Annotated in this window: 22 protein-coding genes; 12 read left to right on the top strand and 10 right to left on the bottom strand. The window is 75.2% G+C overall.

The window, feature by feature from the left end; genetic code table 11:
* Positions 1–89: 89 nt before the first annotated feature.
* Together ACWPWW_RS01950 and ACWPWW_RS01945 are read left to right on the top strand one after the other, a co-directional pair.
* Entirely contained in the window at positions 90–248 is a 159-nt protein-coding gene (locus ACWPWW_RS01950; RefSeq protein ID WP_454048663.1) for a hypothetical protein, read from the top strand.
* A 61-nt stretch (positions 249–309) separates the two neighbouring features.
* Positions 310–1,308 carry a LacI family DNA-binding transcriptional regulator gene (locus ACWPWW_RS01945; protein WP_454048662.1) on the top strand — a complete coding sequence of 333 codons (999 nt, stop codon included), beginning with the start codon at positions 310–312 and terminating at the stop codon, positions 1,306–1,308.
* A 10-nt stretch (positions 1,309–1,318) separates the two neighbouring features.
* Here the strand turns inward: ACWPWW_RS01945 and ACWPWW_RS01940 are convergent, their stop codons facing one another.
* The gene (locus tag ACWPWW_RS01940; protein WP_454048661.1) at positions 1,319–1,996 is read right to left on the bottom strand and encodes an MBL fold metallo-hydrolase; all 678 of its coding nucleotides are present in this window, start codon (positions 1,994–1,996) and stop codon (positions 1,319–1,321) included.
* Positions 1,997–2,061: 65 nt separating this feature from the next.
* On the opposite strand from ACWPWW_RS01940, the gene ACWPWW_RS01935 reads away from it, so the two are divergent.
* Positions 2,062–2,832 (top strand): ParA family protein, encoded by a 771-nt coding sequence (locus tag ACWPWW_RS01935; protein WP_454048660.1) that lies wholly within the window; start codon positions 2,062–2,064, stop codon positions 2,830–2,832.
* A 6-nt stretch (positions 2,833–2,838) separates the two neighbouring features.
* Here ACWPWW_RS01935 and ACWPWW_RS01930 read toward each other — a convergent pair whose 3' ends face one another.
* Entirely contained in the window at positions 2,839–3,927 is a 1,089-nt protein-coding gene (locus tag ACWPWW_RS01930; protein ID WP_454048659.1) for a LacI family DNA-binding transcriptional regulator, read from the bottom strand.
* Between the two features lie 187 nt (positions 3,928–4,114).
* Here ACWPWW_RS01930 and ACWPWW_RS01925 point away from each other — a divergent pair, with 187 nt between their 5' ends.
* From ACWPWW_RS01925 to ACWPWW_RS01895, 7 genes are read left to right on the top strand one after another with little or no spacing between them, the layout of a single operon-like run.
* Positions 4,115–5,407, top strand: a complete 1,293-nt coding sequence (locus ACWPWW_RS01925) for an extracellular solute-binding protein (RefSeq protein ID WP_454048658.1) — start codon at positions 4,115–4,117, stop codon at positions 5,405–5,407.
* Positions 5,404–6,354, top strand: a complete 951-nt coding sequence (locus ACWPWW_RS01920) for a carbohydrate ABC transporter permease (protein WP_454048657.1) — start codon at positions 5,404–5,406, stop codon at positions 6,352–6,354. The genes ACWPWW_RS01925 and ACWPWW_RS01920 overlap by 4 nt, the downstream gene beginning before the upstream one ends.
* A 2-nt stretch (positions 6,355–6,356) precedes the next feature.
* Positions 6,357–7,256, top strand: a complete 900-nt coding sequence (locus tag ACWPWW_RS01915; protein ID WP_454048656.1) for a carbohydrate ABC transporter permease — start codon at positions 6,357–6,359, stop codon at positions 7,254–7,256.
* A 6-nt stretch (positions 7,257–7,262) separates the two neighbouring features.
* The gene (locus ACWPWW_RS01910) at positions 7,263–9,524 is read left to right on the top strand and encodes an exo-beta-d-1,3/1,6-glucosidase (RefSeq protein WP_454048655.1); all 2,262 of its coding nucleotides are present in this window, start codon (positions 7,263–7,265) and stop codon (positions 9,522–9,524) included.
* Complete coding sequence (locus ACWPWW_RS01905; RefSeq protein ID WP_454048654.1) at positions 9,521–10,420, top strand: hypothetical protein; 900 nt, start codon at positions 9,521–9,523, stop codon at positions 10,418–10,420. Before ACWPWW_RS01910 ends, ACWPWW_RS01905 begins: the two co-directional genes overlap by 4 nt.
* Positions 10,413–13,823 (top strand): hypothetical protein, encoded by a 3,411-nt coding sequence (locus ACWPWW_RS01900; protein WP_454048653.1) that lies wholly within the window; start codon positions 10,413–10,415, stop codon positions 13,821–13,823. Before ACWPWW_RS01905 ends, ACWPWW_RS01900 begins: the two co-directional genes overlap by 8 nt.
* Positions 13,820–14,632: an endonuclease/exonuclease/phosphatase family protein gene (locus tag ACWPWW_RS01895; protein WP_454048652.1), complete on the top strand. Its 813-nt coding sequence runs from the start codon at positions 13,820–13,822 to the stop codon at positions 14,630–14,632. The genes ACWPWW_RS01900 and ACWPWW_RS01895 overlap by 4 nt, the downstream gene beginning before the upstream one ends.
* 111 nt (positions 14,633–14,743) lie before the next feature.
* Here the strand turns inward: ACWPWW_RS01895 and ACWPWW_RS01890 are convergent, their stop codons facing one another.
* The 8 genes from ACWPWW_RS01890 to ACWPWW_RS01855 form a co-directional block, all read right to left on the bottom strand.
* A complete protein-coding gene (locus tag ACWPWW_RS01890; RefSeq protein WP_454048651.1) occupies positions 14,744–15,349 on the bottom strand; it encodes a MerR family transcriptional regulator in 606 nt (201 codons plus the stop codon).
* Between the two features lie 131 nt (positions 15,350–15,480).
* The gene (locus tag ACWPWW_RS01885; protein WP_454048650.1) at positions 15,481–16,038 is read right to left on the bottom strand and encodes a bifunctional nuclease family protein; all 558 of its coding nucleotides are present in this window, start codon (positions 16,036–16,038) and stop codon (positions 15,481–15,483) included.
* Between the two features lie 69 nt (positions 16,039–16,107).
* On the bottom strand, positions 16,108–16,905 hold the full coding sequence (ftsR, locus tag ACWPWW_RS01880) for a transcriptional regulator FtsR (RefSeq protein WP_454048649.1): 798 nt from the start codon (positions 16,903–16,905) through the stop codon (positions 16,108–16,110).
* On the bottom strand, positions 16,902–17,417 hold the full coding sequence (locus ACWPWW_RS01875) for an FHA domain-containing protein (RefSeq protein ID WP_454048648.1): 516 nt from the start codon (positions 17,415–17,417) through the stop codon (positions 16,902–16,904). The genes ftsR and ACWPWW_RS01875 overlap by 4 nt, the downstream gene beginning before the upstream one ends.
* A gap of 112 nt (positions 17,418–17,529) precedes the next feature.
* Positions 17,530–18,336 carry a DUF881 domain-containing protein gene (locus ACWPWW_RS01870; protein WP_454048647.1) on the bottom strand — a complete coding sequence of 269 codons (807 nt, stop codon included), beginning with the start codon at positions 18,334–18,336 and terminating at the stop codon, positions 17,530–17,532.
* 4 nt (positions 18,337–18,340) lie between these two features.
* Positions 18,341–18,673 carry a small basic family protein gene (locus ACWPWW_RS01865; protein WP_454048646.1) on the bottom strand — a complete coding sequence of 111 codons (333 nt, stop codon included), beginning with the start codon at positions 18,671–18,673 and terminating at the stop codon, positions 18,341–18,343.
* Complete coding sequence (locus ACWPWW_RS01860; protein WP_454048645.1) at positions 18,670–19,653, bottom strand: DUF881 domain-containing protein; 984 nt, start codon at positions 19,651–19,653, stop codon at positions 18,670–18,672. Before ACWPWW_RS01860 ends, ACWPWW_RS01865 begins: the two co-directional genes overlap by 4 nt.
* The gene (locus tag ACWPWW_RS01855; RefSeq protein ID WP_454048644.1) at positions 19,650–20,297 is read right to left on the bottom strand and encodes a CDP-alcohol phosphatidyltransferase family protein; all 648 of its coding nucleotides are present in this window, start codon (positions 20,295–20,297) and stop codon (positions 19,650–19,652) included. The genes ACWPWW_RS01860 and ACWPWW_RS01855 overlap by 4 nt, the downstream gene beginning before the upstream one ends.
* A gap of 95 nt (positions 20,298–20,392) precedes the next feature.
* Here ACWPWW_RS01855 and ACWPWW_RS01850 point away from each other — a divergent pair, with 95 nt between their 5' ends.
* Positions 20,393–20,809, top strand: coding sequence for a CoA-binding protein (locus ACWPWW_RS01850; RefSeq protein WP_454048643.1), 417 nt, complete (start codon positions 20,393–20,395; stop codon positions 20,807–20,809).
* Positions 20,810–21,076: 267 nt separating this feature from the next.
* The gene (locus ACWPWW_RS01845) at positions 21,077–22,951 is read left to right on the top strand and encodes a DEAD/DEAH box helicase (RefSeq protein WP_454048642.1); all 1,875 of its coding nucleotides are present in this window, start codon (positions 21,077–21,079) and stop codon (positions 22,949–22,951) included.
* Positions 22,952–23,285 lie beyond the last annotated feature (334 nt).

Genomic DNA, 23,285 nt, shown 5'->3' with positions numbered 1-23,285 from the left:
CCCGGGTCCCGCGTCCACCTCCCGGCGTACGCGGGTCTCCGCCGTGAGGACGACGACGCAGGCCAGCGCCTCGGGGCACAGTGGTGGGCATGGCACAGGACCGTCCGCACCGGCTCGACGACGCGCGCGCCCGCCAGCGCGCCGAGCTGCTGGCCCGGCGCCGCCGGGTGCGGACGCGGCTGCCCCTGGACGTCGCGCTGCGGCTGACGATGGACCCGGCCTCGCGCCGGGAGCACCCGCCGCGCTGAGGCACCACGTCGTGGCGGCCATCGTTATCGATAACGTTTTCCACGCGCTACCATCCTCCCCATGGGGCAGCGAGTGACGATCACCGACGTGGCACGCACGGCCGGCGTCTCCGTCGCGACCGTGTCCAAGGTGCTGAACGGGCGGTACGGCGTCGCCCAGGCCACCAACGCGCACGTCCTGTCCGTCATCGAGGACCTCGGGTACGAGTCGAGCCTGGTGGCGCGCAGCCTCCGGTCCCACCGCACGCACGTCCTCGGGATCCTGGTCGCCGAGTTCGAGCCCTTCAGCGCGGAGATCCTCAAGGGCGCCGCGTCGGCGCTCGCCGACTCCGGGTACGAGCTGCTCGCCTACACCGGCGGCCTCCAGGGCCGCGGCGCGGGCTGGGAGCGGCGGTACCTGTCCCGGCTCAGCGGGACGCTGATCGACGGCGCGGTGCTGGTCACGCCGACCGTGGTCGAGGCCGACGCAGGCGTGCCCGTCGTCGCCATCGACCCGCACACCGGTCCGACGGGCCTGCCGACCGTCGACTCCGACAACCTCGGCGGCGCCGTGCTCGGCACGGAGCACCTGCTCGAGCTCGGGCACCGGCGGATCGCGTTCGTCGGCGGCCGCGCGGACCTGGAGTCCTCCCGGCTGCGCGAGCAGGGGTTCCGGCAGGCGATGGCCGCCGCCGGGGTGCCGGTCGACGAGGTGCTGGTGCGGGCGGGCGACTACCGCAAGGAGCCGACCCGCGAGCCGGTCCACGAGCTGCTCACGCTGCCCGACCCGCCGACCGCGATCTTCGCGGCCAACGACCTCTCGGCGATCGCCACCATCGAGGTGGCGCGCGAGCTCGGCCTGCACGTCCCCGACCAGCTCTCGGTCATCGGGTTCGACGACATCCCCGAGTCCGCGCAGACCGACCCGCCGCTGACCACCGTGCACCAGCCGATCCAGCAGATGGGTGCCACGGCCATCGGCCTGCTCACGGCGCTGCTCGACGGCGGCGACGTCAGCGAGCCGCACGTGCGCCTCCCGACCTCGCTGGTGCGCCGCCGCACGACCGCCCCGCCGCGCTGAGGCCGACCGGTCAGGTCCGCGCCGGCGGGCTCCACGCGTACGGCGCCTCGGCGCTGATCCGGACGTACTCGCCCGCGCCCCCGAGTCCGCCGACCATCCGGTCCGACAGCGCCCGGCCGGGGGCGCTGTGGATCGCGTCGTGGATCGGTGCCGCGACGCGCGGGCCCACGGCACGCACGTAGTCGATCGCCTCGGCCAGCTTCATCCACGGCCCGGCCACCGGGACCAGCAGCAGGTCGACGGCGACGCCGGCCGGCGGCGGGGTGAACGAGTCGCCCGGATGCAGGGCCGCGCCGTCCACGAGGTACGCCACGTTCGCGGGGACCGGGAGGTCGGGGTGGATGACGGCGTGCCGCTCCCCCGTGGCCCGGACCTCGAAGCCCGCGGCGACGAAGGTGTCGCCCGCGGCCGCGACGTGCACCCGGTCGGCCGGGGCGCCGGCGCCGACCAGCTGCTCGACGACGCCCGCGGGTGCCCACGCCTCGAGGTGCGGCCGGGCGGCGAGCGCCGGCACGAGGGTCGACGGGTCGACGTGGTCGGGGTGCTCGTGCGTGATCAGCACGGCGTCGGCGTCGGCCAGGACGGACGCGTCGCTGAACCCGCCGGGGTCGAGGACGAGCCGGCGGCCGTCGCGCTCGAACCGGACGCAGGCGTGTCCCCAGTGGGTGACGGTGGTCGGTGCGGTCATGCCAGCAGCATCACCCCAGGTGAGCGGATTCCGCGAACGGGGCGGGTCCGGCTACCGTGTGGCCCGTGCTGGTGCTGGGAGTGTGCTCGCTCAAGGGCGGCGTGGGGAAGACATCGGTGACCCTCGGGCTGGCCTCGGCGGCGCTCGAGCGCGGTCTGCGCACGCTGGTCGTGGACCTGGACCCCCAGGGCGACAGCACCCTGGCCCTCGCGACCGCGCCGGCCGGAGGCGACGTCGCCTCCCTGCTGGACTCCCCCACCGCCGAGACGCTCGCCGCGGCGATCGCGCCCAGCGCGTGGGCCGAGGCGGGGCTCGACGTGCTCGTCGGCTCCGCGGCCTCGTCCCGGCACGACGCCTACGACGGGGCGGTGGCCGACGTCGACCGGCTGCGGTACGCCCTGGCGTGGCTGCACGATTACGACCTGGTGCTCGTGGACTGCCCGCCGTCGCTCGGCGGCCTGACCCGCACCGGCCTCACCGCCTGCGACCGCGCCGTCGTCGTGACCGAGCCCGGGCTGTTCTCGGTCACCGCCGTCGGGCGGGCGATGCGGACCATCGACGAGCTCCGCCGCGGTCCCGCGGGCCAGCTGCAGCCGCTCGGGGTCGTCGTCAACCGGGTCAAGGCACGCTCGGTCGAGCAGGCGTTCCGGCTCGAGGAGCTCCGCGGGCTGTACGGACCGCTGGTGCTCACGCCGTTCGTCCCCGAGCGGGCGGCCCTGCAGCAGGCGCAGGGTGCCGCGCAGCCGGTGCACGCCTGGCCCGGCGCCGGCGCGCGCGAGGTCGCCGGGGCGTTCGAGGAGCTGCTGGACCGCGCGCTGCGGGCGCCGCGCACCTGACGGTCGTCAGCGGACCGCGGCCGCCTCGCCGGCGCAGCCGCAGCTCGCGCGCGGGAGGAACCGGGTCGGCAGCGTCTGGAACCGGGACGCCGCCCGCGGGTCCGCGACCCGGTCCCGCAGCAGCCGGACCGCCGTGCGGCCCATGTGCTCGAACGGCTGCCGGACGGTCGTGAGCGCCGGCGTCGACAGCCGCCCGGCGAGGATGCCGTCGAACCCCGTCACGCGCACCCGGCCCGGCACGTCGACGCCGTGCTCCGCGAGCACGTCCAGGACCACGAGCGCGGCCTGGTCGCTCTGGCAGACCAGCGCCCCGGGCAGCCGGTCGGCCGCGGCGAGGCCGGTCAGGGCCGCGAGCCACTCCGTCGACGCGAGCCCGTCGTACGCCGCCGGCACCGCGGCACCGCCCGGGAGCAGCGCCGCCGTGGCGTCCCGGAACCCCGCGAGCCGCTCGGCGAAGTCGTACATGGAGCCCTCGCCCACGAAGGCCGGGTCGCGCACGCCGTGCACGCCCACCAGGTGCTCGACGACCCCGGTCATCGCCGCGCGGTTGTCCACCGACACGTGGCTGAAGGACGCGTCGGTACCGGGCGTGTTGAACGCGACCAGCGGCACCGACTGGGCGATGGCGTGCACCGCGTCCAGGCTGTGGGTGCCCGGGAAGATCGCGAGCCCGTCGACCCGCCCGGCGATGTCGTACATCGCGGCCCCGCTGGGCGCCCCGGAGGCGAGCAGCAGGGCGTGCCCGTTCTCCCGGCACTCGAGCGCGAAGCCGCGCTCGACCTCGTCGACGTAGAGCGGGAACACCCGCGGGTCGCCCTCCGGCACCGCCGCCGCCTCCAGCGGGACCGGCGCGGCGGCCCCGTCCACGTCGGCGAGCATCATGTCGAACGAGTAGAGCCCGAACGCCCCGGTCGCCCCGCGGGCCAGGCCGCGGGCGCTGGCGGACGGGACGTACCCGAGCTCGTGGGCGGCGTCCATGACCGCCGCGCGGGTGGCGGCGGCGACGCGGGCCGGCTGCCGGAACGCGAACGACACGGTCGTGATCGACACCCCGGCGCGCTCGGCGACGTCGTAGACGGTGGGTCGGCGGGCCACGCGAGAACTCCTCGACATCGAGTGGCGGCGCGCGGTGCACCACGCCCCGGGACCGGGTTGACAGCGGCAGTCTACACGCTTAGATTCCCGTTCTTGTAAAGCGCATTACACGCTTTCTGACCCGTGAAGACGCAGGTCGGCCCGCGCGCCGTGGCGCGGGCGCAGACAGCCGTTCAAGGAGGAACACATGACCCGACGTACCGTCCGGCGCGCCCTGGTCGCCGCGACCGTCACCACCCTGGCCCTCGCGCCGGTCGCGGCCTGCGGCCGGTCCGACGACACCGGCGGGGACGGCGGCCAGGCCGCGGCCGGTGCCGTCGCGGACGAGGCCACCGGGGAGATCGAGATCTGGGCCGCGGCCGGCAACGGCGACGCGCTGGAGACCCTGGGCGAGCAGTTCACCGAGGACAACCCGGAGGCCTCCATCAAGGTCACCGAGGTGCCCTGGGGCGAGATCATCACGATGAACCAGACGGCCGTCGCCTCCGGCACCGGCCCGGACATCGTGATGACCGGCGCCGACCAGACCGCCTCGGTCGTCGCCATGGGCGGCCTCGCCCCCGTCCCGGACGACGTGTTCGCGGAGGACGACTTCTACCCCGCCGCGGTCGCCTCGGTGACCGGCGAGGACGGCCTGTACTCGGTGCCGTGGTACGTCGAGACCCGGTTCCTGTTCTACCGGGCCGACCTCGCGGCCGAGCTCGGCTACGACGCCCCCACCACCTGGGCCGAGCTCGAGGAGCTGAGCGGCGCGCTCGCCTCGCGACCGGGCGGCGAGTACGGCATGAGCCTGCCGCGCCCCATCGAGAACCCGGCGCAGGTCATCGTGCCGTTCCTGTCGCAGGCCGGCGGCGCGGTCGCCGACGGCGACTCCTGGACGTTCGACACCCCGGAGTTCGTCGAGGCGCTCGACTTCTACAAGGGCTTCTTCGACCGCGGCGAGGCCGCGCTCTCCGAGACGGAGGCCACGTTCGAGAACGGCGGCTCCCCGCTGCTGATCTCGGGTCCCTGGATGGTCGACACCTACCAGGAGCTGATCGACACCGGCGCGGCGCCGGAGGGCTTCACCGCGGAGTCGATCGGCTACGTCCCGCTGCCCGCCGGGTCGGAGAACAACGACTCGTACATCGGCGGCGGGAACCTCGGCGTCTTCTCGTCGTCGGACAACCAGGAGTCCTCGTGGCTCTTCCTGCAGTGGCTCCTGGAGGACGAGCAGCAGAAGACGCTGTTCGACCTGGCGGGCTCGTTCCCGGCGCGCGTCGAGTCGGCGGACTACGCCCCGATCGACGACAGCCCGGTGATGTCGGTGCTCAAGGAGCAGATGCCGCACACCGTCGAGACCCCCAGCTACCCGTCGTGGTCGCAGATCGCCGAGCAGATCGGCATCTACTCCGAGCGCGTCGCGCACGGCGAGCTGACCTCCGAGGAGGCCGCGAAGGCGATCCAGGACGAGGCCGACCAGATCGGCTTCGGCTGGTGACCAGCACCACCACGGCGCGGCGCACGCCGCCCGCGACGTCGCGGCGGCCGGGGAAGTCCGTGTCCCTGGCCGCCCGGCGCCGCCGGACCGCCGTGATCGCCTGGCTGTTCGCCGCGCCGTTCGTGCTGTCGTTCGGCGTGTTCGGGCTGATCCCGCTGCTCAGCTCGTTCGGGATGGCGTTCACCGACCTGCGGGTCAACGACATCCGCACCCCGTTCGCCGTCGACTTCGTCGGCCTCGGCAACTTCGCCACCGTGCTGTCCGACACGACGTTCCTGCGGGCCCTGCGCAACACGCTCGGGTTCGTGGTCGTCGGCGTGCCGCTCTCGCTGCTCTCGGCGCTGGTGCTCGCGGTCATGCTCAACGCGCTGGGGCGCCGCGCGGCGACGTTCTTCCGGGTCGGCTACTACACCCCCGTGGTCACGACGATCGTCGCGGTCGCCGTGGTGTGGCGGATCATGTACCAGCCGAACGGCCTGATCAACTCGCTGCTCGCCGACATCGGGATCGACGGGCCGAACTGGCTCGGCGACACGCGGACCGCCCTCCCCGCGCTGACCCTCATGGCCGTGTGGCGCAGCATCGGGTCGAGCATGGTGATCTTCCTCGCCGGCCTGCAGGCGATCCCCTCCGAGGTCAAGGAGGCGGCGATGGTCGACGGCGCGTCCGCCGTCCAGCGGTTCTTCCGCATCACCGTCCCGATGATGATGCCGACGATCCTGCTCAACGCGATCCTCACGACCACCGGGTTCATGCAGTTCTTCGACGAGCCGTTCGTGATGACGAACGGCGGTCCGCTGCAGTCCACGACGTCCATCGCGCTCTACGTGTTCAACCAGTTCCAGTGGGGCAGCTACTCCGTGGGAGCAGCCGGTGCGTACGTGCTGTTCGCGATCATCAGCATCTTCGCCATCATCCAGTTCCGGTTCTTCCGGCAGAGGACATGACCATGACCACCTCGACCTCCCTCGCGCCGACGACCACCGCCGTGCCGATCGCGCCGGTCGTCCGCCGCCGCCGTCGCCGCCTCACGCCGGGCCGCGTCGCCCTCGTCGCCGTCCTCACGGTCGGCCTCGCGGGGACCCTCCTGCCCTTCGCCTGGATGCTGCTCGGCGCGTTCAAGACCAACGGCGAGATCATGCGGCGCCCGATCACGTGGTGGCCGCAGGCGCCCACGCTCGACAACTTCCGCGCCTGGTTCTTCGACTTCGACATGACGCGGTACTTCGTCAACTCGGTGTTCCTGGCCGTCGTCTCGGTCGCCACCACGCTGCTGTTCTGCTCGATGGTCGGCTGGGCCCTCGCCAAGCTGGAGTTCCCGGGCAAGAAGGTGCTCATCACCGTCGTCCTCGGGACGATGTTCGTGCCGGGCATCGTCACCCTGATCCCGCAGTTCGTGCTGGTCGCCAACCTCAACATGGTCGGCACCTACTGGGGCATGATCCTGCCCGGCATGGTGGGCGCCTTCGGCGTCTTCCTCATGCGGCAGTTCATGCTGGAGATCCCGGACTCCCTGCTGGACGCCGCGCGCATCGACGGCGCCGGCGAGTTCCGGATCTTCGCGCGGATCGTCATGCCGCTGTGCCGCGCGCCGCTCGCGACCCTGGCGATCTTCACGTTCATGGGCTCGTGGAACGGCTTCCTGTGGCCGCTCATCGTGTCCCAGCGCGACTCGCTGTACACCCTGCCCGTCGCCCTCGCGCTCTACACGAGCCCGACCGGGGACAAGGGCGCCGAGTTCGGCCTCCAGATGGCCGGCTCCGTCCTCATCATCGTGCCCGTGCTCGTGGTGTTCATCGCCATGCAGAAGCACTTCGTGCAGGGCATCGCCATGACCGGGATCAAGTAGGAGCACATGGACTACCTGGACGCCACCCTGCCCGTCGCCGACCGCGTCGCCGACCTGCTCGCGCGCATGACGCTCGAGGAGAAGGTCGGGCAGATGATGCAGCTGTCGGCCCCGGACGGGCTGAAGGAGCAGGTGCTCGAGCAGCACGTCGGCTCGATCCTGCACCCCACGCCGGAGCTGGTCCTGGAGGCGCACGCCCTCACCGAGCAGACCCGGCTGCGGATCCCCCTGCTGGTCGGCGAGGACGCCATCCACGGCCACTCGTTCTGCGACGGCGCGACGATCTTCCCGACGCAGCTCGGCATGGCGGCCACCTGGTCGCCGGAGCTGGTCGAGCGGATGGCGCGCGCCACCGCGGTCGAGGCCGCGGCCACCGGCCTGCACTGGACCTTCTCCCCCGTGCTGTGCGTCGCCCGCGACCTGCGCTGGGGTCGGGTGGACGAGACGTTCGGCGAGGACCCGTTCCTCATCGGCGAGCTCGCCAGCGCGGCCGTGCGCGGGTACCAGGGCACCGGCCTGGCCGACCCCACGGCGGTGCTCGCGACCGCGAAGCACTTCGCCGGGTACTCGGAGACGCAGGGCGGGCGGGACGCGTCGGAGGCGGACCTCTCGCCGCGCAAGCTCCGCTCGTGGTTCCTCCCGCCGTTCGAGCGGGTGGCCCGGGAGGGCTGCGCCACGTTCATGCTGGGCTACCAGACGATCGACGGGGTCCCGATCACCGTCAACGACTGGCTGCTCACCGACGTGCTCCGCGGCGAGTGGGGCTACACCGGCATGCTCGTCACCGACTGGGACAACGTCGGCCGGATGGTGTGGGAGCAGCAGGTCCAGCCCGACCACGTGCACGCGTCCGCCGCAGCGGTCCGGGCCGGCAACGACATGATCATGACGACGGCCGGGTTCTTCTCCGGCGCCCAGGAGGCGGTGGCCCGCGGCCTCATCGCCGAGTCGGACCTCGACGCGGCGGTGTCCCGGATCCTCACGCTGAAGTTCGAGCTCGGCCTGTTCGAGAACCCGCGCCGGCCCGACCTCGCGACCATGGGCGCGGTGGTCGGCTCGCACCAGGACCTCAACCTGGAGCTCACCCGGCGGTCGCTGGTGCTGCTGCGGAACTCGGGGGTGCTGCCGCTGGCCGGCGGCACGGCTCCGGAGGGCGACCGCCCGCTGACCGTCGCCGTCGTGGGTCCGCTCGCCGACGACCCGCAGACCCAGCTCGGCGACTGGGCCGGATCCTCCGGCCAGGTCGCGTCGATGGCGCACGGGCAGCCCCGCGACATGATCACGACCGTGCTGGACGGGCTCCGCACCGAGGTGCCGGACGGGTGGACGGTCACCTACTCCCCCGGCGCCGCGATCCTCACCCACGAGGACGACCCCGAGGGCCCGTTCTTCCCCGACGGCCAGCCCCGCCCGCAGGTGGTCGCCCCCGCGCCGGTCGACCCCGACCAGCTCGCGGCGGCCGTCGCGGCGGCGCGGGAGGCGGACGTCGTGGTGGCCGTGGTCGGCGACCGGATCGAGCTCGTCGGCGAGGGCACGTCGACGGCGACGCTGGAGCTGCTCGGCGGGCAGGTCGCCCTGCTGGACGCCCTCGCGGCGACCGGGACGCCGCTCGTCGTGGTGCTCCAGGCGTCGAAGCCGATGGTGCTGCCGCCCTCGGCGCTCGGTGCCGACGCGCTCGTCTGGGCGGCGCACCCCGGCATGACCGGCGGGCGCGCACTGGCGGACCTGCTGCTCGGGCACGTCGAGCCGAGCGGGCGGCTGCCGATCTCGTTCGCCCGGCACGTCGGGCAGCAGCCCACCTACTACAACCAGGTGCGCGGCCAGCACGGCGTCCGGTACGCCGACCTGACCCAGGAGCCGGCATTCGCGTTCGGGCAGGGGCTGTCCTACACCACGGTCGAGTACGCGGACCTCGTCGTCGACACCCCCGAGGTGACCGCCGCGGACGAGGTGCGCGCGCACGTCACGGTGACGAACACCGGCGCGCGGCCGGCGCTGGAGACCGTCCAGGTGTACGTCCGGGACCTGGTCACGTCGGCGTCCTGGGCGGACCGGGAGCTGAAGGCGTACACGCAGGTCGAGCTGGCGCCGGGCGCGAGCGTCCGGGTGCCCCTCGTCGTGCGGTCGGCGGACTGCACGATCGTCGACGCCGCCGGGCGGCGGGTCGTCGAGCCGGGCGGGTTCGAGCTCCTCGTCGGCCCGAGCAGCCGGCCGCAGGACCTGCTGCGTGCCGGGTTCCGGGTGCGGGACGACGGAGCGGCCTCGTGAGCGGCGTCGTGAGCGGCGTCGGGATCGCGCCCGGGCCCGCCTCCCGGCCCGAGGCGCCCGCCGGCCCGGTGCGGTCCGTCGACCCCGCGTCGTTCCCCGTCACCCCCCGCGACCGGGACGACGCCCACCCGGGCCGGCGCCGCGGCGACGAGGTCGGCGACGGCCCGTTCGGGCGCGCGGTGACCGCGTTCGCGTGGGGCGCCGGCCTGGCCGGGCTGCTCGCGGTGGCGAACCTGCCCCTGGTGGCCCTCGCGCTCCTGCTGCGCCCGGACCCGGCGGTGGCCTGGCTCGTCGCCCTCGCGGCGGTCCCGGCGGGCCCGGCGCTGTCGGCCGCGCTGCACGCGGTGCGCGAGCACTACGTCGACCCGGGTGTCCCGCTGGTCCGGGCGTTCGCGCGCGGGTACGGGCTCGGCGCGCGCGACGCGCTGGCCGTGGCGGTGCCGGTGTGCCTGCTCGGCGGGCTCGTCGCCCTGGTCGGTGCCGGCGCCGCGGCCTCCGACGTCCCGGCCCTGGTGGCGGGGCTGGCCCCCGGCGCCGGTGTGCTGCTGCTGGTCGTGGCGCTGCACGCCCTCGCGCTGCGCACGTTCTTCCGCCTCCCCGTCGCCGCCGCGTGGCAGGCCGGCGCCTACTACCTCGTCGCGCGGTGGCGCGCCTCGCTGGGGACGCTCGCGCTCCTGGCCGGGGCGGTCGCCGTCGCTGCCCTCGCCTCCGACCTGCTCCTCGTCCTGCTCGGTGGCGTCTGGGTGTGGCTCTGGTACCGCACGACCGCGGGGATGCTGCGCGACGCGGTCGCACGCTTCCTGCCCGGTGGCACGCCCGCCGCCCCTGCCGGGGACGACGCCCGGCCGACGACGACCACCCGACCGCTCGACCCCCGGGGGACCCGACATGCCTGACACCCTGACCCGCCCGCACCGCGACCGCACCGACCGCACGCGCACCGTCGACGCCGGCGGCGGCCTCGCCGTCCGGATGACCCCGGCCGGCGACGTCGCCGGGATCGCCGCACCGGGCGGCCACCTCGTGAACCAGTACCGGATCGGCGAGCACGACGCGGGCATCGCGGGCCCGTTCCTGCGCCGGACGACCGCCGACGGCGCCGTGGCGCACGTGCCCCTGACCGGCAGCCGGTCGGGCGCCGCCTGGCACGCCGGGCCGGGATCGGTGCGGTGGACCGGCTCGGGCCTGGGCGCCGCGTGGACCGTGGACCTCGTGCTCGACGGCACGCGCTCGGCCCTGGTCTGGCGGGTCGAGGTGGCGCGGGTCCGGGACGGCGCGGGCACCCCGGACCCGCTCGCCGGCGCGACCTGGGACGTGGCCGCCACGCAGGACCTGTCCCTCGCCCCGGAGCAGGCCGCCTCGTCCTCCGAGCCGTACGTCTCGCAGTACGTGGCGCACCGCCTCGCCACGTCCGCCGGGCTGGGCACCGTCGTGCTGTCCCGGCAGACGATGACCTCGGCACCCGCCCTGCCGCTGTTCGCGCACGCGATCGCGGAGGGCTCCGCCGCGGCCGGCACCGACGGCTTCGACCTCTACGGCCCGCCCGCGCGCGCCGGCCGCACGCCCGCGTTCCTCTCCGGCGCGCCCTGGCCCGACCGGGTCCGGCAGCACGAGATGGCGATGGCGGGGCTGCTCTCCCGGCCGTCGGCGCTCGCCGAGCCGCTGGTGCTGCACGTCGTCGGCCGGTACTGGGACGACCGCCGCGGGGCCGTGCTGGACGCGCTGCCGGACCTGGAGGCGGAGGTGCCCGGGCTGGTGGCCCTGGCGGACGCCCGCGCGGCGGAGCAGCCCGACGGCGAGGCGGTCGACACCGTGGCCGCGCGGTCCCTGCTCGCCACCGCTCCCCTGCTCGGCGGGGCGCCGCTGCCCGACGCCGGGCTGCTCGCCCTCGGCGACGGTGCCGGGCACGTCGAGCGCGACTCCTCGGGCCGGGTGCTGTCGTACTTCACCGCCGGCGGCGCCCACGTGGTCCGCGGCGAGAAGGACCTCGACCTGCTGCGGCCGCACGGCCACGTCCTGCTCGCCGGCGACTCGCTGAGCCCGGACCGGCCCGTGCTGTCGACCACCGTCTTCGCGCACGGCGTGTTCGGCTCGCACACGGTGCTCGGCAACACGAGCTTCGACACCCTCACCACCGTGCACCGCAACCACCTCAACCTGCTGCGTGCCAACGGCGTCCGGGTGCTGGTCCGCGTCGACGGCACCTGGCGGATGCTGGGCACCCCGTCGGCGTTCGTGCTGGACGTCGGCGAGGCCCGCTGGGTCTACGACCTGGACGGCGGGCGCGTCGAGGTCCGCACCGTGGCCGAGGCGGCGCGCGACGCGCTGCTCCTCGAGGTCGCCGCGGCGACCACGGTCGACGTCCTCGTCACCACGGAGGTCGAGCTCGGCGGCGGTGCCTGGGAGGCCCGGGCGGAGGACGGCGCCGTGCTGCTCACCGCGGACGAGGGCACGGCGACCCGCCGGCACCACCCGCGCCTGACCTACGTGCTGGCCACGACGCCGGGCGCGGAGGTCACGGGCGACGACCCGCTGTTCGCCGGCGGCGCGCCGCGAGGCACCTCGGTGCTGACGGTGCGGGGCACCGCAGGCCCCGGGGCCGCGCTGCGGGTCGTCACCACGGCCGACCGGGACGGCGGCACCAGCGCCGGCCTGGCGCGCGACGTCGCGGCCCGCGGGCTCGACGCGGCGCACGAGGCGGCCGGCCACCGTGCCACCCTCGCGCGGCTGACCCGCGGGCTGGCTGTGGCCGCAGGCTCCCGGCTCGCCGAGCTCGAGACGCTGCTGCCCTGGTGGGCCAACGACGCCCGCGTGCACTACCTCGTCCCGCACGGGCTGGAGCAGTACCAGGGCGCCGCGTGGGGCACCCGCGACGTCTGCCAGGGGCCGTTCGAGCTGCTGCTGGCGGCCGGCCGGCTCGACGCGTGCCGCGACGTCGTGCTGCGGGTGCTCGGCGCCCAGGCCACCGACGGGACGTTCCCGCAGTGGTTCATGTTCGACGCGTACGCCGAGATCCTGCAGGAGCACGCCCACGGCGACGTCGTGCACTGGCCGCTGTTCGCGCTCGGGCAGTACCTGCGGGCCTCGGGCGACGTCGCGGTGCTGGACGCGCCCGTGCCGTTCCGCACCGGCGAGCCCGCGACGGTGGCCGACCACCTCGACGCGCTGGTCCGGCACCTGGAGACCGACCTCGTGCCCGGGACGTCGCTGCCGGCCTACGGCGACGGCGACTGGGACGACACGCTGCAGCCCGCCCGCGCGGAGATGCGCGCCTCGATGGCGTCGACCTGGACCACCGCGCTCGCGGTGCAGACGCTCACGCTCGCCGCGGAGCAGCTGCGCTCCGCGCCCGGAGCCACCGGGCTCGTCGCCCGGATGGACGCGCTCGGCGCCGCGATCACCGCCGACCTGCGCCGGCACATGCTCCCGGACGGGATCGCGGCCGGCTTCGTCACCGTCGCCGACGGCGTGACCACCCCGGTCATCCACCCGCGCGACACGTCGACCGGGCTGACCTACCGCCTGATCCCGATGACGCAGCTCGTGCTCGCCGGCGTGCTGGACCAGGACGGCGCCGACCGGCACGAGGCGATCATCCGCGAGCACCTGCTGTTCCCCGACGGCGTCCGGCTGACCGACCGGCCCACCCGGTTCGCCGACGGGGAGACCGAGTCGTTCCGGCGCGCCGAGCAGGCGGCGTTCTTCGGCCGCGAGGTCGGCCTGATGTACGCCCACGCGCACATCCGGTGGGCCGAGGCGCTCGCCGCCCTCGGGCGCGCCGACGTCGGCGACGAGCTGCTGCGCCTGTCGCCCATCGGCATGCACGACCGCGTCCCGAGCGCGCTGCCGCGGCAGCGCACCTGCTACACGTCGTCGTCCGACGCGACGTTCCCCGACCGGTACGCCGCCGCGCGCGACTTCGAGCTGCTCCGCACCGGCGAGGTGCCGACCGCGGACGGCTGGCGGGTCTACTCGTCCGGCCCGGGCATCTACCTGCGGCAGGTGCTGCACGGGCTGCTCGGCCTGGACGAGCGGCACGACGCGCTCGTCGTCGGGCCCACGCTCGCGGCGGAGGACGACGGGCTGGAGGTGGTCCTCGACCTGGCCGGGGCCCGGCGCACCGTGCGGTACCGGGTCGACCCGACGGCGACCGCGGTGGAGGTGCGCGTCGACGGCCACGTCGCGGCGACGACGCCGGTCGCCCACCCGTACCGGTGGCCCAGCGCCGCGCTGGACCTGGGGCTGCTGGACGGCGCCCGCGTCCTCGAGGTGACGACGCCGGCCGGCACCCGGCCGTGACGGCGTCCCTGCGCGTCGGGACGTACAACCTGTGGGTCGCGCACTGGCCGGCGGCACGGACGTACCACCGGGCCCCGCTCGTCCGCGCGGCACTGGACGACGTCGACGTGCTGGGCACCCAGGAGGGCACGACGGCTCATCTCACGTCGCTGACCGACGGCACGGGGTTCGCCGCCGTCGGACGGTCGCGGGACGGCGGAACCGCCGGGGAGCACTCGGCGATCCTGTACCGGCCCGCGCGCCTGGCCGTGCTGGCGACCGGGGACTTCTGGCTGTCCCCGACCCCCGACGAGCCCAGCACGGGCTGGGACGCGCCCACCTACCGCCGGCTCTGCACGTGGGCACGGTTCCGCGACCTCGCGACCGGGGCGACGTTCGCGATGCTGAACGCGCACCTGGACCACGAGGGGGCCCGCGCACGGGTCGAGTCGGCGCGGCTGCTGCTCGCGCGAGCCGCGGTGGTGGCGGAGGGCGGGCCGGTCGTGCTGACCGGCGACCTCAACGCCGAGCCGGGCTCGGAGCCGCTGCGGGTCCTGCTCGGCAGCACGGTGCCCGGGGTCGCGCTGGTGGACGCCCGGCAGGTCAGCGCGACGCCGCCGTCCGGGCCCGAGACGACGTTCACGCACCTGCCCGACCCCGACGGCCCGGAGCCCGAGCCGGCCGCGCGGCAGCGGATCGACCACGTGCTCGTGAGCCCGGACGTCGCGGTCGACGCGTACGCCGTGGTCGACGCCCGACCCGGCGGGCGGCACCCGTCGGACCACGACCCGGTCGTGGCCTCGGTCCGGCTGCCCGTCGCCCGTCCCTGACGCCCCACCCCCTGCGGACGCGCCACGGCGGCGGACGTCCGACCGCGCGGGAGGACGAGGACGGCCCGGACCCCGTGCGGGGTCCGGGCCGTCCCGGTGTCGTCGTGCTGCTCAGCCGGCGCTGCGTGCCCGGCGCCGCTCCGCGAGCTCGTCGTGCGCGTGGGAGGCCGGCGCGTCGTCCTCGGCCCGCTCGGTGGGCATCTCCGCGAGGGTGCCCTCGACCTCCCGCCAGACGCGACCGACCGCGATGCCGAACACGCCCTGGCCGCCCTGGACCAGGTCGATGACCTCGTCGGCCGAGGTGCACTCGTACACGCTCGCGCCGTCGGACATCAGGGTGATCTGGGCGAGGTCGTCGACGCCCCGCTCGCGCAGGTGGCTGACGGCGGCGCGGATCTGCTGCAGCGAGACCCCGGTGTCGAGCAGGCGCTTGACCACCTTGAGCACGAGGATGTCGCGGAACGAGTACAGCCGCTGCGTGCCGGAGCCGGTGGCCGGGCGCACGGACGGCTCGACGAGCCCGGTACGGGCCCAGTAGTCGAGCTGCCGGTAGGTGATGCCGGCCGCGCGGCACGCGGTCGGGCCGCGGTAGCCGGTGGTGACGTCCAGGTCCGGCAGGTCGTCGCCGAACAGCAGGCCCTGGGCGCGCTGCGGGACGCCTCCGGCAGCGTCTGCTGCCTGCTCGGTGCCGGTCACGGGGTCCTCCACTCGTCGCATCCGTCTCGCCGGTGCGGCGTCGCGGGTGTTGGTGCACGTGCTGCGTATCTGGGAGCAACGCTAGGGCCGGTGAGGGGGTGGGTCAACGACCGCCGCGCCCACGCGCGTCGGCGTGTCGCGCACGGCGTGTCTTACCCTCCACCTGAGGTTGAACCTCGGCCCTGACCCGGCTCGCCCTTCTCGAAGTCATCCGGTGACACGTGGTCGAGGAAGTCGCGGAACTGTGCGACCTGCTCGTCCGGGGAACGGCTCGGCTCCTCCGCGTCCTCCACCGGCACGGGCGACGCCTCGACACCGACCTCCGCCAGCACGTCGGTCGCGCACATCACGGGGCAGCCGACCCGCACGGCGAGCGCGATGGCGTCGGACGCGCGCGCGTCCACCCGCACCTGCTGCTCCCCCAGCACGAGCGCGGCGTGGAACACCCCGCCGACCAGCTCCGTGATCTCGACCTGCCGCACCCGCACGCCCAGGGCGACGAGCAGGTCGCGCATCAGGTCGTGCGTCATCGGCCGCGGCGGGACCACGCCCGCCTGGGCGGTGGCGATCGCCCCCGCCTCGGTGGGCCCGATGGCGATGGGGACGATCAGCTCGCCGACGGGCTCGAGGAGCAGCACGACGAGCTCGTCGTCGCCGGGGTGGCGGCGCACCCCGAGCACCTCGAGCTGCACCATGTCGTCCTCGTGCATGCGGCCCACGCTACGACGCCTGGGCGGTCCGTGCACCGGGCGGGTGGCCGCTCGGTCCGGCACGCCGCGTCAGGGCGCGAGACCCGCCACGCCCGCGCGCACGAGCGCCGTGTGCAGGCGCGTGCACAGCTCGCCCACCTCGGCTGCGACGGTGCTGGCGCGTCCGCTGGCGGACGGCGACGTCTGGCCGCGCCACGGGGCGACGACGGTCTCGACCAGGTCGACCTGCCGGTCGGCCGCGCTGCGGAACGACCGCAGGTGACGCGCCTCCAGCCCGTGCTCGGCGAGAGCCGCCGCGGCGACGACGACGTCCTTGGCCCACGCGTCGAAGTGCCCGGACGCCGACGGCCGCAGCACGCCGGCCTGCACGAGGTCCACCACGAGGTCCTCGTCCACGCCGGCCTCCCCCGCGAGGGCCGCGGTGGTGTAGCGGGCGTCGACGGCCCCGGACCGGGGTACCCCGTCCTCGGTCACGATGAGGGCCGGCGACGGCTGCTCGGCGTCCACGCTCGCGTCGAGCTCGGCCAGGCGCTCGCCGATCACCTTCAGCGGCACGTAGCGGTCCCGCTGCTCGCGCAGCACGAACCTCAGGCGCTCCAGGTCGGCCGGGCTGTACTGCCGGTAGCCGGCGGGCGTGCGGACCGGGTCGACCAGGCCCTGCTCCTCGAGGAACCGCAGCTTGGAGTTGGTGACCGTCGGGAACTCGATCCGCAGCGCGGCGAGCACGTCGGAGATCCGCATGGAGGCCTGGCGGGAGATCCCGCGGGGCCAGCGGGCGGGCTCGACGGCCTGGCCGGCCGGTGCGTGCGCGGCGGTGCCGGCGACGTCCTCGGTGTCCGGGCGGCGTGCGGGGCGGGCGCCGCTCACTGCGCGGGGTCGGCCTGCTGGCCGCCCGGTCGCACCGCGGGGCTCGGGTGGAACGTCATGCGGAACTTGCCGATCTGCACCTCGTCACCGGGGCGCAGCACCGCGGAGTCGATCCGCTCGCGGTTCACGTACGTGCCGTTGAGCGAGCCGATGTCGCGCACGAGGAAGTCGTCGAGCTCGCGGACGAACTCGGCGTGCTTGCGGGACACGGTGACGTCGTCGAGGAAGATGTCGGCGTTCGGGCTGCGGCCGGCGACGGTGCGCTCGGCGTCGAGCAGGAACCGGGCCCCGGAGCTCGGCCCGCGCTGCATCACCAGGAGCGCCGAGGTGCGGGGCAGCGCCTGCACGGCCGCCGCCTGCTCCGCGGTGAGGCCGACCGGGCCGGCCGGCTCCGGGTCGATCGCACCGAGCGAGCCGAAGCTGATGGTGGTGTCGGGGTTCGCGGGCGTCGTCGCCCCGTCGGGCGCGGTGGGCCGCTGATCGCCGCCCGGCACCTGCTTGTCGTCGCTCATGACACCCTCCCAGACCTGCTCGTGCACGGCCCCGACCTGCACCGGGGTCCTCGACAGCCTATGCGCCCGGACCGCCCTGAGCACACCCCGCCCGGACCCTGGCGCGTCGTCCTCACCCGCCGCCGGACGTCTGCGGGGTCGCGAACTGCGGGTCCGGCACGTCGCGGGTCGCCGTCACCTCGACCTCCTCCTGCGTCCGCACGGTCGCGTCGCCCCCGTCGATCTGCACCTTGGCCAGGGCGCCGCCGGGGATCGCGAGGGCGGTGGCGATCGTCTCCGGCTCGCCGATCGCCACCCAGCGGTACGGCGGGGCCACGAGCGCGCCGTCGACCTCGATGCCCTCGTCGGTGCCGAGCACGTAGGACGAGGCCGTGAGCCGCTGGTCGTTGAGCTGCACCGCCTCGGCGCCGGCGTTCCGCAGCTCCTCCAGCAGGTTCAGCAGGGTCAGCGCGGAGACCGAGCGCGAGCCGTCCGCGATCGTGACGGTCACGCCGGGCCCGACCGCGGGCAGCCGGCCGGACAGGATGCCCTGCGCCGCGGCGCTGCGGGTCGCGGCCTCCAGGGCGGCCTCGCGGCTCGTGGTGCCGGACTGCAGCTCCTGGTGCGTGCGCTCCAGCTCGGAGACCTGCTCCTGCAGCTCGTCCGCCTGCCGCGTCGTCTGGTCGAGCAGCGACACCAGCTCGGACTCGCGCATCACGGTGAGGCTGGCGGTGTCGGTCTGGCGCACCTGGACGGCGATCGCGAACCCGAGCAGCACGCACAGGACCCCGGTGAGCACCTGCGCGCGGGTCGCGCGGGGCCGCAGCGCGCGGCCCAGGGCCCGCCAGCCGACGACCGGCTGGGCGGGACGCGCGGCGGGTGCCGCCGTGGGCTCCGTCGGCTCCGTCGGCTCCGTGGGCTGCGGGTCGGTGCTGCTCACCGGGTCACGCCTTGAACACGTGCCGCCGGATCGCGGCGACGTTCGAGAAGATCCGGATGCCGAGCACGACGACCACGCCCGTCGACAGCTGCGAGCCGACGCCCAGCTGGTCGCCGAGGAAGACGATCAGGGCCGCGACGACGACGTTCGACAGGAACGACACCAGGAACACCCGGTCGTCGAACAACCCGTCCAGCACCGCGCGCAGGCCGCCGAACAGCGCGTCGAGCGCCGCGACCACCGCGATCGGCAGGTACGGCTGCAGCGCCGCCGGCACGGTCGGCTCCAGCACCAGGCCGGCCACGACGCCCACCAGCAGCCCGATCACCGCGATCACAGGTCCCCCTCGCTGTCGTCGACGGCGGACGGACCGCCGGGTGCAGGTGCCGCCGGGGCGGCGCGCGGCACCGGCCCCTCGGACAGTGTGCCCGACGGCGCGGCGACGCCGGACGGGCTCGGGCTCTCCAGCCCCGGCACGATCGCCACGCCCTCGGGCACCTCCGCCGAGCGCAGCGTCACGGTGCCCGCCGCGGGCAGGTCGAGCTCGCGCTGCGCGGACACCTGCGTGCGGATGCCGTAGGTCGACTGCAGGACGGCGAGCAGCTGCCCGCCCGAGGTACGGGTGAGCGCGGTCTGCATGCCCTGCGCGTCGCCGATGGCCTCGATCGTGTACGGCCCGACCAGGGGGACGACGTCCACCAGGATCGCGTCGCCCGCGGTCCGGATGGCCGTGGTCGGCGCGAGCCGCTCGTCGTTCACCGCGATCGCCTCGGCACCCGAGGCCCACAGCCCGTTGACGATCAGCTGCAGGTCCGAGTCGCGGACGCGGGCGTCCGGGTCCTCCTCCCCCGCAACCTGCTCGGCGTCCTGCAGCGTGATGCTCAGGCCGCCGCCCGTGACGGCGGTGGCGCCGGACGCCACGGAGTCGACGGCGAGCTGGTCGACCAGCGGCGAGTCCGCGGCCGACAGCGCCTGCTCCTGCAGGGCGCCGATCTCGTCGGAGAGCTCGGTGCTGCGGTCCCGCAGCCGCTCGACCTCGCCGCTGCGCTCGGTGATCTGCCCGGCGAGCACCTCCCGCGCGGCCAGGGCCGACGGCTGCGGCGCACGCAGCGACAGCACGGACCAGGTCGTCGCCACACCGAGCGCGACGGCGAGCAGGGCGACGCCGACGGTCCCGGGCCCGAGCCGGCGCCCGCTCCGGCCGGAGCGCGCGCGGCGCTCGGCGGCCTCCCGGTACTCCGGGTCCAGGGGGTGGGTGGTCACCTCGGTCAGCAGCGACATCGAGGCGTCCGGCCGGCGCGGGGCCGGCCCGGTCACGCAGCCACCGTGCGGGGCTCGCCCGCGTCGGCACCTCCGCGACGCCCCACGAGCGTCCACGCCTGCCGCACGTACAGCGCGCCGGCGAACCAGTACAGCGCGACGCCCCACCACGCGCAGGCCCAGCCGAGCACCGACGCGGCGTCGCCGACGAGGCCGCCCCAGTGGGCCAGCAGCAGCAGCGGGAACGCGTAGAGCAGCGCGAACGTCCCGGCCTTGCCCGCGAGGTGCACCTGCAGCGGCCCGTAGCCGTGCCGTGCCAGCACCATGAGCATCACGATGAGCATGACGTCGCGCGCCAGCAGCACGACGACGAGCCACCACGGGACCACGCCGCGCGCCGCGAGACCCACCAGGGTGACGAGGATGAAGAGCCGGTCCGCGGCGGGGTCCAGCACCTGGCCGAGGCGGGACACCTGACCGAGCCGGCGGGCCAGCACGCCGTCGAGCCAGTCGCTCGCGCCCGACACGGCGAGGACGAGCAGCGCCCAGCCGTCGTGCCCCTGGGCGATGAGGACCGCGAACACCGGGACCATCAGCAGCCGGACCAGGCTGATGACGTTCGGCACGGTGAGGACGCGGTCGCTCACCACGTCCCGCTCTGCCACAGCACCCCCGAGTCGTCCGACCTGATGGACGCACATCCTACGCACCCCCCGGCGCCCCTCAGCACCCGCCGCACCCACCCCGCCGCTGGTGGGCACGGGCGCACGGCGCACCCCTGTGGTTCGCTGGCGGCATGGCCCACGTCAACGACCCCGCCGTGATCCGCCGCCTGCTCACCACGCCGGGGACCTGGGCGGTCGTCGGGCTGTCGACCAACCGGGCGCGCGCCGCGTACGGGGTGTCGGCCTACCTCCAGGACCTCGGCCAGCGCGTCGTGCCCGTGCACCCGCGTGCGGAGACCGTGCACGGCGCACCGGGCGTCCGCACGGTCGCCGAGGTGGACGGGCCGGTCGACGTCGTGGACGTGTTCGTCAACGCCGCGCGGGCGGGGGCGGTCGTCGACCAGGCGGTCGCCGCCGGGGCCGGGGCGGTGTGGCTGCAGCTCGGGGTCGTCGACGAGGACGCGGCGGCCCGGGCCGCCGCCGCGGGGCTCGACGTCGTGATGGACGCGTGCCCGGCCATCGAGGGCCGGCGGCTCGGCCTGGGCTGAGGCCGTCCGCCGGGCCGACCCGGTTCAGGCCCCGGCCGCGCGTGTGCCCGAGGTCACCGTGCCGCTCCCCCGCGTCCGGGGCGCCCGGCGGGTAGAGTAAGAGCTACTCGGAGTTCGTCGCAGTGTCCCGTGATGTGCGTGCCGAGGCCCACCCCTGACTTTCCGGTGCGGCCTCGTGATGTGTGGGTGTGGGAGTGCGACCGCGTGGCCGACCGATCCCGTCCGGCCCAGCAGCTCCCCCCAGCGACACGAAACGGTGCTGACCGAATGACGTCTGTGCTCGACTCCACCCTGCCCTCCGACGTGGCCACGACCACGTTCGCCGACCTGGACCTGCCCGCGCCGCTGCGCGAGGCCGTCCTGGAGCTCGGCTTCACCACCCCCACCGCCATCCAGGCCGAGGCGATCCCGGCCCTCCTGTCGGGCCGCGACATCACCGGCGTCGCCCAGACCGGCACCGGCAAGACCGCCGCGTTCGGCCTGCCGCTGCTCGCCGCCGTCGACCCGGAGCTGCGCGAGGTCCAGGCGATCGTCCTGGCCCCGACGCGCGAGCTCGCCATGCAGGTCGCCGAGGCGCTCGAGTCCTTCGCGTCCAAGATGCCCGGCCTGCAGGTCGTCCCCGTCTACGGCGGCTCCCCCTACCTGCCGCAGCAGCGCGCGATCCGCGGCGGCGCCCAGGTCATCGTCGGCACGCCCGGCCGCATCATCGACCACCTCGACCGCGGCAGCCTGAAGCTGGACGCCGTCCGGTTCCTCGCGCTGGACGAGGCCGACGAGATGCTGCGCATGGGCTTCGTCGACGACGTGGACCGCATCGCGTCCGCCACGCCCGTGAGCAAGCAGGTCGCGCTGTTCTCCGCCACGATGCCGCCGGCCATCCGCCGCGTCGCCGCGCAGCACCTCACCGACCCGGTCGAGATCACCGTCTCCCGGCAGTCCTCGACGGTCACCAGCGTCAAGCAGACCTACGCCGTCGTGCCGTTCCGCCACAAGGCCGGCGCGCTGGCCCGCGTGCTCGCCGTCTCGGACGCCGACGCGGCCATCGTCTTCGTCCGCACCCGCAGCGCCGCCGAGGACGTCGCCGTCTCGCTCGTCGAGCGGGGCGTCGCCGCCGCCTACATCTCGGGCGACGTGGCGCAGGGCGACCGGGAGAAGATCGTCGAGCGCGTCCGCTCCGGCGCGATCAACGTCCTCGTCGCCACCGACGTCGCGGCCCGCGGCCTCGACATCGACCGCATCGGCCTGGTCGTGAACTTCGACGTCCCCGGCGAGCCCGAGGCCTACGTGCACCGCATCGGCCGCACCGGCCGCGCGGGGCGCACCGGCGAGGCGCTGACGTTCGTCACCCCGAACGAGCAGGGCAAGCTGCGCGCGATCGAGCGCACCACGCGCCAGCAGCTCGAGCAGATCCAGATCCCCTCGCCCGCCGACGTCTCCGCCCACCGGGTCACCGCGCTGCTCGACCGCGTGCCGGCCCGCCGCGAGCTCGGCCGCCTGGACCTGTACCGCACGGCCGCCGCGGACTTCCTCGCCGCGCACCCGGACGTCGACACCGCCGACCTCGTGGCCGTGCTGGCCGCGCTGGCCGTCGGTGACGAGGGCCCCGCGCCCCGGCCGACCGACGGCGACGACCTGGACGACGCGCTGTCCCGCGCGTCGCTCGGCGCCGAGCGCGGTCCCCGCCGCGAGGGCAGCGAGGGCGGCCGCACCCGCAGCGCCGCCCGCCCGAGCGGCGGCCCGCGCTACCGCCTGTCCGTCGGCTCGCAGCACGGCGTCCAGCCCGGTGCGATCGTCGGCGCGCTGACCAACGAGGGCGGCCTCAACGGCAAGGACCTCGGGAAGATCGACATCTTCTCGACGTTCTCGCTCGTCGAGATCCCCACGGGTCTCAGCCCCGAGGCGTTCGACCGCATCGGCCGCGCCCGCGTCGCCGGCCGGCCGCTGCGCATCCGCGTCGACGAGGGCCCGGGCCCGCGTGCCGGCGGCAGCGCCCGGCCCGAGCGCGGCGCCTCGCGCGGCCCGGCGCACCACGGCCCGCAGGGCGGCGCCCCCCGCTCCGGCGGCTACGGCACGCGCGACGGCGCCGGCAGCCGCGACGGCGGCCGGGACGCGCGCCCGCGCCGCACGACCACCCCGCGCTGACCCGAGCGCCCCGCGCTGACCCGAGCGCCCCGAAGGCCCGGCCCCTCCCGACGGAGGCGCCGGGCCTTCCCCGTCCCCGGGCGCCCGCCGCCGCCCCGCGCCCGCCGATCTCGGCGCCGAGGTAGTGCGACCTCGGCGAGGTAGTGCCGCATTGCGCACTACCTCGACGGGAACGCACTACCTCGGCGAGCGGCTCGCGTCTGCGAGGCCGGTGCGCTCGCCGGGAACGGGGGCTTCCGTCGAGATCGGTGGTTCCCGCCACCGATCTCGGATGCGACCACCGATCTCGTCGCCGAGGTAGTGCGACCTCGGCGAGGTAGTGCTGCATCGCGCA

Source organism: Cellulomonas sp. Marseille-Q8402 (assembly GCF_965119525.1).
Note: the sequence above shows the minus strand (reverse complement) of the source record. Positions and strands in the feature narration are given on the sequence as shown.

Excerpts from the sequence above, each read along its gene's own strand:
- ACWPWW_RS01940 (WP_454048661.1), bottom strand. The coding sequence starts at position 1,996 with ATGACCGCACCGACCACCGTCACCCACTGGGGACACGCCTGCGTCCGG.
- ACWPWW_RS01915 (WP_454048656.1), top strand. The coding sequence starts at position 6,357 with ATGACCACCTCGACCTCCCTCGCGCCGACGACCACCGCCGTGCCGATC.
- ACWPWW_RS01950 (WP_454048663.1), top strand. The coding sequence starts at position 90 with ATGGCACAGGACCGTCCGCACCGGCTCGACGACGCGCGCGCCCGCCAG.
- ACWPWW_RS01900 (WP_454048653.1), top strand. The coding sequence starts at position 10,413 with ATGCCTGACACCCTGACCCGCCCGCACCGCGACCGCACCGACCGCACG.
- ACWPWW_RS01885 (WP_454048650.1), bottom strand. The coding sequence starts at position 16,038 with ATGCACGAGGACGACATGGTGCAGCTCGAGGTGCTCGGGGTGCGCCGC.
- ACWPWW_RS01855 (WP_454048644.1), bottom strand. The coding sequence starts at position 20,297 with ATGTGCGTCCATCAGGTCGGACGACTCGGGGGTGCTGTGGCAGAGCGG.
- ACWPWW_RS01875 (WP_454048648.1), bottom strand. The coding sequence starts at position 17,417 with ATGAGCGACGACAAGCAGGTGCCGGGCGGCGATCAGCGGCCCACCGCG.
- ACWPWW_RS01890 (WP_454048651.1), bottom strand. The coding sequence starts at position 15,349 with ATGCGACGAGTGGAGGACCCCGTGACCGGCACCGAGCAGGCAGCAGAC.
- ACWPWW_RS01845 (WP_454048642.1), top strand. The coding sequence starts at position 21,077 with ATGACGTCTGTGCTCGACTCCACCCTGCCCTCCGACGTGGCCACGACC.
- ACWPWW_RS01925 (WP_454048658.1), top strand. The coding sequence starts at position 4,115 with ATGACCCGACGTACCGTCCGGCGCGCCCTGGTCGCCGCGACCGTCACC.
- ACWPWW_RS01850 (WP_454048643.1), top strand. The coding sequence starts at position 20,393 with ATGGCCCACGTCAACGACCCCGCCGTGATCCGCCGCCTGCTCACCACG.
- ACWPWW_RS01945 (WP_454048662.1), top strand. The coding sequence starts at position 310 with ATGGGGCAGCGAGTGACGATCACCGACGTGGCACGCACGGCCGGCGTC.
- ACWPWW_RS01910 (WP_454048655.1), top strand. The coding sequence starts at position 7,263 with ATGGACTACCTGGACGCCACCCTGCCCGTCGCCGACCGCGTCGCCGAC.